Source organism: Lysobacter niastensis (genome assembly GCF_015453285.1).
Lineage (GTDB): Bacteria > Pseudomonadota > Gammaproteobacteria > Xanthomonadales > Xanthomonadaceae > Lysobacter_J > Lysobacter_J niastensis.
This window is the reverse complement of the sequence record NZ_JADLZT010000004.1, coordinates 385,814-397,662: the sequence shown is the minus strand read 5'-3', so window position 1 is coordinate 397,662 and position 11,849 is coordinate 385,814. Positions and strand designations below refer to the sequence as shown.

The window sequence follows — 11,849 nt, the reverse complement described above, 5'->3', positions numbered from 1 at the left end:
GCAAGCCGCGGATCCGTCAACCGGTTCAAGCCATCTTTTCGATCGCCTCAACCGCTCCAAACCCGTGCCGCTTCCGGCGCGCCCCGCTTCGATCAACTTCACCTCGGCGGGGCGCGCATTGTGCACAGCCGCAAACGGATTTGGAAGAGTTTTTTCGATAAATATTTTTGCGGCATCCGCTTGACTACCGATCACCACTAATATCTTCGCCGTCTCATCTCATGCCATGGAGCGAACCATGTACGCATCGCGCGTGTTGTTGGCCGGCTGCGCCCTGCTGCTCGCAGGATGCGCCTCGGGAAATGGCCTTTGGGTCGAGCTCGGCGGGCAACGCTACGCAATCGAGGTGGCGGACAACGATTCGGAACGCGCGCGTGGGCTGATGTTTCGCGACGAGCTTCCGAACGGCCACGGCATGCTGTTCATACACGAACAGCAGGAGCCCCTCGCGTACTGGATGAAGAACACGAAGATCCCGCTGGACATTCTCTACTTCGACGACACGCGCAAGCTGGTGTCGCAGCAGCGCGACGTACCGCCTTGTTCGCTGGGGGATCGCTGTCCGCCCTACCCAAGCAATGCGCCCGCGCGTTATGTGCTGGAGCTCAACGCCGGAGAGGCGGCACGACTGGGCATCGCCGAGGGGGCGGAACTGAAGCTCGGGCCGGGCATAGGCCCCGATAACGGCGGCGGCTGAGCCGCCGTGGGTCAAACCGCAACGCTCAGAGCGGCATCATCTCGAAATCGTCCTTGGTGACGCCGCAATCCGGGCACGTCCAGGTGTCCGGCACGTCCTCCCAGCGGGTACCGGGGGCAATGCCCTCTTCCGGCAGGCCCTGGGCCTCGTCGTAGATGAACCCGCAGACGACGCACATCCAGGTGCGGAAGGTGGTGGTCGCGGCGATCTCGGACATGGGCGGATAATGCGTGGTTTGCGAAGCGCGCATTGTCCCACCGCGCCCGCGCCCACGGAAGCTCCGAGCATGAATCCGCAATGGCCCCGACGCGGCCTGTATGCCATTACCCCCGATGACAGCGATACCGGACGGCTGCTCGCGCGCGTCGAGGCGGTACTCCGCGCTGGCGCCACGTGGCTGCAGTACCGCAACAAGACGGCCGACGCGGCCCTCCGGGAGCATCAAGCGCAGTTGTTGCAGCCGCTTTGCCGGGCTTTCGGGGTGCCGCTGATCCTCAACGACGACTGGCGGCTTGCTGCCCGGATATGCGCCGACGGTGCCCACCTGGGCGAGGACGACGGCGAAATCGCGGCGGCGCGGGCGGCACTGCCCACGGGCGCCATCCTCGGCGCGTCCTGTTATGCCGACCTCTCGCTCGCCAGCAGCGCCGCAGCCGCTGGAGCTGACTACGTGGCCTTCGGCGCATTCTTTCCGTCGCCGACCAAGCCTCATGCTCGTCGCGCTACACCCGGACTGCTCCATGACGCTGCTTCTCTGGGCCTTCCACGGGTGGCGATTGGCGGCATCACGCCGGACAATGCCCGTCCACTGGTCCAGTCCGGTGCCGACCTGATCGCCGTGATCAGCGGCGTGTTCGACACCTCCGACCCCGCCGCCGCTGTGCGCGCCTACCTTTCCTGTTTCGACGAAGCCCCCACGCCATGAACCAAGACCGCTCGCATGCCCTGTTCACCCGCGCCAAGGATCTGATTCCCGGCGGCGTCAACTCGCCGGTGCGCGCGTTCAAGTCGGTCGGCGGCGAGCCTTTCTTCGCCCAGCGGGCGGAAGGCGCTTACCTCTACGACGTCGACGGCAACCGCTACGTCGACTACGTCGGCTCCTGGGGCCCGATGATTGCCGGTCACGCACACCCGCAGGTGCTGGCCGCGGTCGAGAAGACCATGCGCGACGGGCTCAGCTTCGGCGTGCCGAACGCACTGGAAGTCACCATGGCCGAAGCGATCACGCGCATCGTGCCCAGCTGCGAGATGGTGCGCATGGTCAACTCGGGCACCGAGGCGACGCTGTCGGCGATCCGCGTTGCCCGCGGCGCGACCGGCCGCACGCGTATCGTCAAGTTCGAAGGCTGCTATCACGGCCATGGCGACAGCTTCCTGGTGAAAGCCGGCAGCGGCGTCATGACGCTGGGCCTGCCTAACTCGCCGGGCGTACCGGCGGCGCTTGCCGACCTCACGTTGACGCTTCCCTACAATGATTTCGATGCTGCGACGCGTCTGTTCAATGATGCCGGCAGCGAGATCGCCGGCCTGATCATCGAACCGATCGTCGGCAACGCCAACTGCATCCTGCCGCGCGACGGCTACCTGCAGCATCTGCGCGAGCTGTGCACGAAGCATGGCGCGCTGCTGATCTTCGACGAGGTGATGACCGGCTTCCGCGTGGCCCTCGGCGGCGCGCAGCAGCGCTATGGCATCACGCCTGACCTGTCCACGTTCGGCAAGATCATCGGCGGCGGCATGCCGGTGGGTGCTTACGGTGGACGTCGCGATCTCATGGAACAGGTCGCACCAAGCGGCCCGATCTATCAGGCCGGCACGCTCAGCGGCAACCCGGTGGCGATGGCGGCCGGACTGGCGTCGCTGGAGCTCATCGAGGCACCCGGTTTCCACGACGCGCTGGAGCGCGCGACGCACACGCTGTGCGACGGACTGGAAGCGGCCGCACGCGCCGCGGGCGTCGCCTTCACCACCACGCGCGCTCCCGGCATGTTCGGCCTGTATTTCCGCCATGGACCGGTGGAGACCTTCGAGGACGCGAAGGCTTCCGACACTGCGCGCTTCAATGCGTTCTTCCACGCGATGCTGGAACGCGGTGTTTACCTGGCGCCTTCGGCATTCGAGGCCGGGTTCATGTCGAGCGCGCACGGCCCTTCGGAAATCAAGCACACGCTGGAAGCGGCCCAGGCGGCATTCGGCTCGCTGTAAACAGAAACGCCACCGTGCGTCAGCGCGGCGGCGTTTCGATTCTCGGCAATTTGCTTACGGCGTCGCCTGTGCGAACGCCGCCAGCGCGGCGCGCAGCCGCTTGAGGCCTTCGGCGATGTCGTCGTCGCTGATGTTCAGTGCCGGCACGAAGCGCAGCACGTCCGGCCCTGCCTGCAGCAGCAGCAGGCCGTGCTCCACGCAGCGATCGAGGATCTCTCCCGCACGCCCCTGGAACGGATCGCGCAGTTGCGCACCGAGCATCAGGCCGCAGCCGCGGATTTCCGAGAACAGCTTGAGGTCGGCGTCGATCTGCGCGAGCGCATCGCGGATCGCGAGCGACTGACGCTCGACATTGGCCAGCAGTGCCGGCGAGGACAATTCGCGCAGCGCGGCGCGGGCCACTGCCGCCGCCAGCGGATTGCCGCCGAAGGTGGTGCCGTGCGCACCGAACTGCATGGCATCGGCGGCTTTTTCGCCGACCAGCATCGCGCCGATCGGGAACCCGCTGCCGAGTGCCTTGGCCAGCGTCACGACGTCCGGCGTGACGCCGTAAGAATGACAGGCGAACAACTGGCCGGTACGGCCCATGCCGCACTGGATCTCGTCGAGCACCAGCAGCGCGCCGTGGCGGTCGCACAGCGCGCGCAGGCCGAGCAGGAACTCCTCGCTCGCAGGCGTCACGCCGCCTTCGCCCTGCACCGGTTCTACCAGCACCGCGCACACATCGCCTGCTTCCATGGCCGCCTCAGCCGCTGCGAGGTCGTTGAAGTCGCTGTAGCGGAAGCCCTGCGGCAACGGTTCGAAGCCCTCGTGGTACTTCGGCTGCGCGGTCGCGGTCACGGCTGCAAGCGTGCGGCCGTGGAAGCTGCCGCGGAAGCTCAGGATGACGCGACGGTCCGGCGTGCGGCCCTGCGCGGTCGCCCACTTGCGTGCCAGCTTCACCGCGGCCTCGTTGGCTTCGGCGCCCGAGTTGCAGAAGAACACTCGCTGCGCGAAACGCGATGCAGCCACCAGTTCTTCGGCCAGGCGCAGCGGCGGCTCGCTGACGAACACGTTGCTGGTATGCCAGAGCTTGCCGGCCTGCTCGGTCAGCGCGGCGACCAGCGCCGGATGGGCGTGGCCCAGCGCGTTGACGGCGATGCCTGCACCGAAGTCGACGTATTCACGCCCGTCGCGATCCCATACGCGTGCGCCCTGGCCGTGATCGAGCACGATGCGGCGCGGCCGGTAGACCGGAAGGTAGTAGCGTTCGGAAAGCGAATAGAGGTCGGACGTGGTGGCGGTCATGGTGCGGGAGGATTGCGTGGGGCGGAAAACGCCATTGTCGCGCATCGCGCCCCCGGATGCCCGGCTCCCTCGCGTCGCGCACACCGGCGGCAGGGCACCATCGCCGGGCCGCGCCTCGCCCGGAGACCCCCATGCGCCTGCAGGCCGACCCGACGCTCGAACCGGCCAGTGAAACCGGCTGGCGGAGGACATGGTTCGACATCATCTACCGCCACGACACGCGGCGCGCACGCAATTTCGACCTGTTGCTGATCTTCGCCATCCTCGCCAGCGTGCTGGTGATCATGCTGGACAGCGTCGCCTCCATACACACTCGCCATGCCCGTCTGCTGTATTCGATGGAGTGGGCGTTCACGCTGCTGTTCAGCATCGAGTACGCGATGCGGCTTGCGGTTGTGCGCAATCCGCTGCGTTACGCTTTGAGCTTGTGGGGCCTGATCGATCTGTTCTCGATCCTGCCAACGTACCTGTCGTTGCTGGTACCGGGCAGCCAGAGCCTGCTCGTGGTGCGGGTCCTGCGCATGCTGCGGTTGTTCCGCGTGCTCAAGCTGACCCGCTATGTCGAGGAAAGTGGCGTGCTGATGGGCGCGCTGGTTCGCAGCCGGCGCAAGATCCTGCTGTTCCTGTCGGCGCTGGTGACGATCGCAGTGGTGTTCGGTGCGCTGATGTACGTCGTCGAAGGACCGCACCATGGCTTCACCGACATCCCGACCAGCATCTACTGGGCGATCGTGACGATGGCCACGGTCGGGTTTGGCGACATCGCGCCGCAGTCGGCGCTGGGGCGGTTCGTCACCTCGGTACTGATCCTGATCGGCTACAGCATCATCGCCGTGCCGACCGGCATCTACACCGCGGAACTCGCCAGCAGCCTGCGCGGCGGACCCGATGCCGGGCAGGCGGACCCTCGCCTGTGCACGGCCTGCGGCCTGCAGGGGCACGACCCACTGGCGGCGTACTGCCGCCAGTGCGGGCAAGCGTTGCCGCCTGCGCCGGGCTCGACCTAGCGCGGCTTGCGGGCGAGCTGCGACTCGGTCAGGAACAGGTCCGGAAGCAGGTGCTGCGCCCTCGGATCGACCGCATACTGGGTGAAATCGGTGACGCCAACGGCGAACAGCACGTCATCGTCGATGAGGAAGTGCCCGAAATATCCCTCCGCCGGCCGCAGCAGCACCGTGTGCGCGGCGTCGGCGACGATCTCGGGCTTGCGGCACTGCTCGGCCTGCACGCCGGGGATCATGTTGATCGCGTCCGTGGCGATGACGGTGCGCGGCCACAGGGCATTGACCGCCACGCCCTGCGGGCCGAACTCCGCCGCCAGGCCCAGCGTCACGAAGCTCATGCCCATCTTCGCCAGCGTGTAGGCCGTGTGCGGCGCCCACCATTTCGGCTCGAGGTTGAGCGGTGGCGCCAGCGACAGGATGTGCGGGTCCGGCGCTTTGAGCAGGTGCGGCAGGCAGGCCTGCGCGCACAGGAAGGTGCCGCGCGCATTGACGTCCTGCATCAGGTCGTAGCGCTTCATCGGCGTGTCGAGCGTGCCCCTCAGCCAGATCGCGCTGGCATTGTTGATGAGGATGTCGATGCCGCCGAACGCATCCACGGTCGCAGCCACGGCCGCGCGGACATCGTCTTCCTCGCGGATGTCGCACTTCAGCGGCAGTGCCTTGCCGCCGGCCGCCTCGACTTCGCGGGCGACGCTATGGATCGTGCCCGGCAGTTTCGGGTTGGGCACGTCCGACTTGGCGGCGATCGCGATATTGGCGCCGTCCTGCGCGGCGCGCAGCGCGATCGCACGGCCGATGCCCCGCGATGCGCCGGTGATGAACAGGGTCTTGCCGGACAGGGTACGCATGGCATGTCTCCTTGGAGCCCGCTTCGATCAGTGCCGAGAATTACGGCTTCGGGCCCTGGCCTTCATTGTCTTCCCATTGCAGCAACCGGCGCGTTACGAACCGGTAGACCGGCTTGCCGGTCGCGAACCATGCTTCGCGCAGCCATGAGTGGCGCTTAAGGACGCGCCGCTCGACCGGCGTCAACGCGGTCGCGCAATAGGTGCGCTTGTGCTTGAGCAGATGCCGCAGGTCCTCCCGCGCAAGCAGGCGCATCCAGCGGGAGCGCGGGCGGCCGCGGGTCGCCAGCTGGAAATCGATGATCGCCGGAGTGCCGTCGGCCAGAACCAGCCAGTTGGCTTCCTTGGCTAGGTCGTTGTGCGCCAGCCCGCGGCGATGCAGCAACTGGAGCAGGCGTCGTGCCTGGCGGAAGTAGGCGACATCCCCTCGTGGCGGGCGCTGGTACATCGCCGCACCGTCGAGGTAGCTGCGGTCGAGCCGCCGCCCGTCCCATCCGAGCAACTGCGGCATGGCAGGCAGGCCATCGACGCACTGCAGCGCGCGCGCCTCACGCCGTGCCAGCCACCAGGCTGGCAGCCGCACCCACAGCGGCACATGCCCGAGGTCGCGGCGTACGAACAGCCCGCGCTCGCCGCGCATCAGCGAGATCCGCCCGAAGGTGTCGGCCTTGAGGGCCTGCACTTCAATGGCGTCTGCACTGGCAACGGAATGGGCTCGCATGGCATCAGTGTACGTAATCGCCACCATCGGCCGCGAACGGCGCGCTTCACGCCGGTCCAGCCATCGCCCTGTCATCGACCCGCTGCCTATAATCGCCCGATGGAATCCGCCTGGCTCGAAAGCGCGACCGCATGGATCAGCGCCCACCCCACCGCTGCCGGCGCCCTCATCTTCCTGATCGCGTTCTGCGACGCCCTGGTGATCCTCGGCATCGTCGTGCCGGCGCTGCCGCTGCTGTTCGCCGTCGGCGCGCTGATCGGCCTCGGACACATCAATGGTCCTTACGCCCTGGTGTGCGCGACGCTTGGCGCCTTCATCGGTGATGGGCTGAGCTACTGGATCGGGCGCCGATGGGGGCCGCAGCTGCGCAGCCGCTGGCCGTTCTCGCGCTACCCGCAATGGCTGGACAGCGGCGAGTCGATGTTCCGGCGCCATGGCACCAAGAGCATCGTGATCGCCCGCTTCGTCGGGGCGGTACGCCCGTTCGTGCCGGCCATCGCCGGCATGCTGCACATGCCGCTGCGACGTTACGCGCTGCCCAGCCTGGCTGCCTGCGTCTTCTGGTCGGCATCGTTCCTGGCACCTGGCTGGGTGCTCGGGGCTTCCTATAACGCCGTCGCCGCGGTCGCCGATCGCCTCGCCATCGTGCTGGGCACGCTGGTGGTCGCGATCGCGCTGGTGTGGGCCTGCGTGCTCTACACCTGGCGCTGGTTCGCGGCGCATGCCGACAACCTGCTCTCCAGGGCGCTGCGATGGACGCGCGCGCATCCACACCTGGGACGCTACGCAGCAGCGCTGATCGACCCCAACCGCCCGGAGTCGCCTTCGCTGGTGATGCTGGCGGCATGCCTGCTGGCGATCAGCTGGGCCTGGTTCACGCTGCTGGCTTCGCTGCTCGCGAGCGGTGGCCCGCTTGCGATCGACCACCGCGTGCACGAGTTCATGTGGAACCTGCGCAACCCGCTGGCGGACCGCCTGATGGCGGCGCTGGCCAGCCTCGGCGATGCCGCCGTGCTCGGGCCGGCGGCGGTGGTCGCGCTCGGATATCTGCTGTGGCGCCGACGCTGGATGGCGGCGACGCACTGGGTGGCGGCGCTCGTGTTCGGCCTGGCACTGACGGCGTTGCTGGAACAGGCGATCGACATGCCACGTCCGCCCACTGCGCCGGAAGGCTTCGGCTTTCCGTCGGTGGCGGTGACGATGAGCACGATTGTCTTCGGCTTCTTCGCCGTGCTGATCGCACGCGAGTTGCCCGGGCGCACTCGCGTGTGGCCCTACCTGGTGGCCGGCATCGTGACCACGCTGCTCGGATTCGCGCGCCTTTACCTGGGCGCGCATTGGCCCAGCGACCTCGTCGGCGGCACGCTGTTCGGCATCCTGTGGCTGCTGATGCTGGGCATCGCCTACCGCCGCCACGTCGCCCGCTCCTTCTGGATGCGGCCGCTGGCGATCCTGTTCTACGGGACGTTCGCACTGGCCGCGGTGTGGCATGCGCCGCGCAGTGTGGATGCCCTGCTTGCGAAGTTCGAAGCCGCCACGCCGACCACCGTGCTCGCGCACGAGCAGTGGTGGCAACGGGATTGGGCGACGCTGCCCGACCAGCGCAACGAGCGCGACATCCGCCGCCGCTGGCCGCTGGACGTGCAGGTCGCTGGGCCACTGGAGCCGCTGCGTGCTCGCCTGGTCACCCAGGGCTGGCGCGTGCAGCCGCAGGCGGACTGGGTCGCGACCGTGGGCCTGCTCGACGAAGACACGCCGGCGCGCGAGCAGCCGGTGCTTCCGGCCACGCTGGATGCGCATGCGGAAACCCTGTTGCTGCTGCACGATGGCCGCGACGGCAATGAACAGTACGCCCTTCGCCTGTGGCAGGCGCCGGCGATACTCAATGACGGCACGCCGCTTTGGGTGGGCACGACGCAGACGCTGCGCTTGTCCCGCCCACTGGACTCGGCGGTGCTGTGGCTGCCCGAGAAGGACGACGGCCACGCGCACGCGCTGGTGAAGTCCGCGTTGAAGGACTTCGAGTCCGTCGAGAGTCCGCATCCCGCCAGTGGCGCGCCGGTGCTGCGGCTGCGCACCGCGCCGGCAACGTCAGGGCAGTAGCGCCAGCAAGCGATCCAGCCGCTGGTGCGGGTTGTCGATCTGCAGCAGCGCCTGGCGCTGCTCGTCCTGCAGGGGCAGCAACTCGGCCAGGCGCCAGCCAACCCAGGCGGCGTCGTCGAACTGCGCCTTGGGCGCACTCGCATGCTCGCCGCCGATGCGCTCGAGCAGCCGTTCCAGCAATGTTGTCAGCAGGCCGTGCTCGGGCCTGACCGATTCGCCGAGATCCGGGTCGCACCATTCCACGTCGGCCACCTGCAGGCCGTTGTCGCGAACCCGCACGCGTTGCGTGTGGAAGCGGCGGGCGCCGCGGACGCGCAACGTCAGCAGGCCGTCGTCGCCGCGGCCGAAGTCCTCGATCAGCGCCTCGGTGCCGTAGGCCGCGGCCGACGCGGGTGCGCCGACCTCCTCTCCGTCCAGGATCAGGCAGATGCCGAAGCCCTTGCCGACGCGGCCGCAGTCGCGGATCAGGTCGAGGTAGCGCGGCTCGAACACGCGCAACCCGAGCGAACCGCCGGGCACCAGCACGGTGTGCAGCGGGAACAGTCCGAGCGATTCGGTGGGCGCGTTCGGCATCGCGGCCAGTTTACGCGCGCCTGCACGACCGGCAAGCGCGTGCGGACACGATCAGCCCTGCTGCAGGACCGCGAGGAAACGGCGCGGGGCGCCGTCGAAGCCGCCGTTGGACATGAACACCACGTGGTCGCCGCGCCGTGCACGCTCGCGCAATGCTGCGATCAGGGCGTCGGCATCGGGGACTGCGACGCCCTCGCCGCGCAGTGCGCCGACCACCTTGCCGGCATCCCAGGCCAGCTCGGGGCGGTGCAGGAACACGACCGTGTCGGCGATGTCCAGCGACGGCGCCAGAGCTTCGGCGTGAGCACCCAGTCGCATCGAATTGCTGCGCGGCTCCATCGCCACCACGATGCGTGCGTCGCCGACCTTCGCGCGCAACCCGGCCAGTGTCGTCGCGATCGCGGTCGGATGGTGGGCGAAGTCGTCGTACACGGTGATGCCGTCGGCCTGGCCGATCACTTCCATGCGGCGCTTGACGCTGCGGAACTGGGCGAGCGCCGGCAGCACGCTGGCGACTTCGACGCCGACCGCGTGCGCGGCGGCCAGTGCCGCGAGTGCGTTCATCACGTTGTGCCGGCCCAGCAGCGGCCAGTGCACCTCGCCGACCTCGGCACCGTCGTGGATGACCCAGAACGCGCTGCCGTCCTCGTTGATCAGGCGTGCAGTCCAGTTGAACGCGGCATGCGCGGCGATGCGCTCGTCGGCGCGGTCGCCGTGCATCACGTGCGCTTCGGCGGCCTGCGGCACCAGGCTGGCGTCGAGGCCGAAGGTCTCCACCGGGGTCCAGCAGCCCATCGCCAGCACTTCGGCCAGGTGCTTGTCCTCGCCGTTGACGATCAGGCGGCCACGGCGCGGCACGGTGCGCACGAGATGGTGGAACTGGCGCTGGATCGCGGCCACGTCCGGGAAGATGTCGGCGTGGTCGTATTCCAGGTTGTTGAGGATCGCCACTAGCGGACGGTAGTGGACGAACTTGCTGCGCTTGTCGAAGAACGCGGTGTCGTACTCGTCGGCCTCGACCACGAACTCGCGGCCGCCGCCCACTCGCGCCGAGACGCCGAAGTCCTCGGCGACTCCGCCGATCAGGAAGCCCGGCTCGCGCCCGGCCGCCTGTAGCAGGTAGGTCAGGATCGTGGTGGTCGTGGTCTTGCCATGCGTGCCGGCCACCGCCAGCGTGTCGCGCCCGGGCAGGAGGTGTTCGCTGAGCCACTGCGCGCCGGAGGTGTAGCGGCGGCCGTCGTCCAGCACCTGCTCCACCGCGGCATTGCCGCGCGAAAGCGCGTTGCCGACGACGATCTCGTCGCAGCCGGCGGAGATGTGCTCGGGCTTGTAGCCCTGCCTGAGTTCGATGCCGAGCTGCTCGAGCTGCGTCGACATCGGCGGATACACCGCCTGGTCGCTGCCTTCGACCTCATGCCCGAGTTCGCGCGCGAGCGCGGCGACGCCGCCCATGAAGGTGCCGGCGATGCCAAGAATATGTAGCTTCAAAGTGACAGATCCCTACCCGTTCGCGGTCCGGTGCAGCGAAGCGACTCCCGCATGGCACCAACTCCCCCTCTCCCGCGTGCGGGAGAGGGCAAGGGGTGAGGGGGGCGGCCGGCTTCGCTGCCGGAGACTACCGCAGCAACCTCACTGCCCTCACCCCAACCCCTCTCCCGCAAGCGGGAGAGGGAGAAGAACCTCAACCGACTTCCTTCACCGGCGCCAGCGCCTCGATGATCCGGTTGAACACCTCGTCCAGCGAGCCCACGCCGTCGACGACGGTCAGCTGGCCATGCTGGCGATAGAACTCGATGACCGGCGCGGTGGAGTTCTCGTACACCTGCAGGCGCGTGCGCACCGATTCCGGGCTGTCGTCGGCGCGGCCTTCGGCCTTGGCACGGCCGGCGATGCGCTCGACCAGCAGTTCGGTCGGCACTTCCAGCTGCACGGCGAAGTCCATCGGCTGGCGGATGCGGCCCAGCAGCTTGTCCAGCGCGTCGGCCTGGGCCTGGTTGCGCGGATAGCCGTCGAGGATGAAGCCGCCGGCGGTGTCGGGGCGCGAGAAGCGATCCTCGAGCATGCCCAGCAGGATCTCGTCGCTGACGAGGTTGCCCGCGGCCATGATCTCCTTGGCTTCGAGGCCGAGCTTCGTGCCGGCGGCGACTTCGGCGCGCAGCAGGTCGCCGGTCGAGATGTGCGGCACCTGCAGATGCTCCTTGAGGCGCGCGGCTTGCGTGCCCTTGCCGGAACCGGGCGCGCCCAGAAGAACCAATCGCATCAACTTCACTCCTAGAACAAGAAAATCCGTGCGGCCCGTGGCGGACCCGCGCGACCTCGGGCCCTGCCCCAGCCGCTGGCCCGGGGTGCGGCGGCGCTACACTCGCGCGACACGCCCACCGGGCCCAACAATGCGGGCAGCTTACCGCATACCG

General features: G+C 68.3%; 13 protein-coding genes. 6 read left to right on the top strand and 7 right to left on the bottom strand.

Annotated features, from left to right (window positions below; genetic code table 11):
* Window positions 1-184 (top strand): hypothetical protein (locus tag IU514_RS18950; RefSeq protein WP_228760594.1); only part of this gene is annotated, 184 nt, incomplete at its 5' end.
* Between the two features lie 54 nt (window positions 185-238).
* The gene (locus IU514_RS09285; protein ID WP_194930807.1) at window positions 239-697 is read left to right on the top strand and encodes a DUF192 domain-containing protein; all 459 of its coding nucleotides are present in this window, start codon (window positions 239-241) and stop codon (window positions 695-697) included.
* A gap of 25 nt (window positions 698-722) precedes the next feature.
* Here IU514_RS09285 and IU514_RS09280 read toward each other — a convergent pair whose 3' ends face one another.
* Complete coding sequence (locus IU514_RS09280; protein WP_228760593.1) at window positions 723-947, bottom strand: rubredoxin; 225 nt, start codon at window positions 945-947, stop codon at window positions 723-725.
* 36 nt (window positions 948-983) lie between these two features.
* Between IU514_RS09280 and thiE the strand changes: the two genes are divergently transcribed.
* Together thiE and hemL are read left to right on the top strand one after the other, a co-directional pair.
* Window positions 984-1,622, top strand: a complete 639-nt coding sequence (gene thiE / locus IU514_RS09275; protein WP_194930806.1) for a thiamine phosphate synthase — start codon at window positions 984-986, stop codon at window positions 1,620-1,622.
* Window positions 1,619-2,902 (top strand): glutamate-1-semialdehyde 2,1-aminomutase, encoded by a 1,284-nt coding sequence (gene hemL, locus IU514_RS09270; protein WP_194930805.1) that lies wholly within the window; start codon window positions 1,619-1,621, stop codon window positions 2,900-2,902. The genes thiE and hemL overlap by 4 nt, the downstream gene beginning before the upstream one ends.
* A 54-nt stretch (window positions 2,903-2,956) precedes the next feature.
* Here the strand turns inward: hemL and IU514_RS09265 are convergent, their stop codons facing one another.
* Window positions 2,957-4,189 carry an acetylornithine/succinyldiaminopimelate transaminase gene (locus IU514_RS09265; RefSeq protein WP_194930804.1) on the bottom strand — a complete coding sequence of 411 codons (1,233 nt, stop codon included), beginning with the start codon at window positions 4,187-4,189 and terminating at the stop codon, window positions 2,957-2,959.
* Window positions 4,190-4,320: 131 nt separating this feature from the next.
* On the opposite strand from IU514_RS09265, the gene IU514_RS09260 reads away from it, so the two are divergent.
* Entirely contained in the window at window positions 4,321-5,196 is an 876-nt protein-coding gene (locus IU514_RS09260) for an ion transporter (RefSeq protein WP_194930803.1), read from the top strand.
* On the opposite strand, the gene IU514_RS09255 is transcribed toward IU514_RS09260, so the two are convergent.
* Window positions 5,193-6,041 carry an SDR family oxidoreductase gene (locus IU514_RS09255; protein WP_194930802.1) on the bottom strand — a complete coding sequence of 283 codons (849 nt, stop codon included), beginning with the start codon at window positions 6,039-6,041 and terminating at the stop codon, window positions 5,193-5,195. The genes IU514_RS09260 and IU514_RS09255 overlap by 4 nt on opposite strands.
* 40 nt (window positions 6,042-6,081) lie before the next feature.
* Complete coding sequence (locus IU514_RS09250; protein ID WP_194930801.1) at window positions 6,082-6,759, bottom strand: protein kinase family protein; 678 nt, start codon at window positions 6,757-6,759, stop codon at window positions 6,082-6,084.
* Between the two features lie 99 nt (window positions 6,760-6,858).
* Here IU514_RS09250 and IU514_RS09245 point away from each other — a divergent pair, with 99 nt between their 5' ends.
* Window positions 6,859-8,862 carry a bifunctional DedA family/phosphatase PAP2 family protein gene (locus IU514_RS09245; RefSeq protein ID WP_194930800.1) on the top strand — a complete coding sequence of 668 codons (2,004 nt, stop codon included), beginning with the start codon at window positions 6,859-6,861 and terminating at the stop codon, window positions 8,860-8,862.
* Here the strand turns inward: IU514_RS09245 and IU514_RS09240 are convergent.
* The 3 genes from IU514_RS09240 to IU514_RS09230 form a co-directional block, all read right to left on the bottom strand.
* Complete coding sequence (locus tag IU514_RS09240; protein WP_194930799.1) at window positions 8,851-9,435, bottom strand: LON peptidase substrate-binding domain-containing protein; 585 nt, start codon at window positions 9,433-9,435, stop codon at window positions 8,851-8,853. The genes IU514_RS09245 and IU514_RS09240 overlap by 12 nt on opposite strands.
* Before the next feature lie 51 nt (window positions 9,436-9,486).
* Window positions 9,487-10,887 (bottom strand): Mur ligase family protein, encoded by a 1,401-nt coding sequence (locus IU514_RS09235; protein ID WP_194930844.1) that lies wholly within the window; start codon window positions 10,885-10,887, stop codon window positions 9,487-9,489.
* A gap of 229 nt (window positions 10,888-11,116) precedes the next feature.
* Entirely contained in the window at window positions 11,117-11,695 is a 579-nt protein-coding gene (locus tag IU514_RS09230; RefSeq protein ID WP_194930798.1) for an adenylate kinase, read from the bottom strand.
* Between the last annotated feature and the right edge of the window lie 154 nt (window positions 11,696-11,849).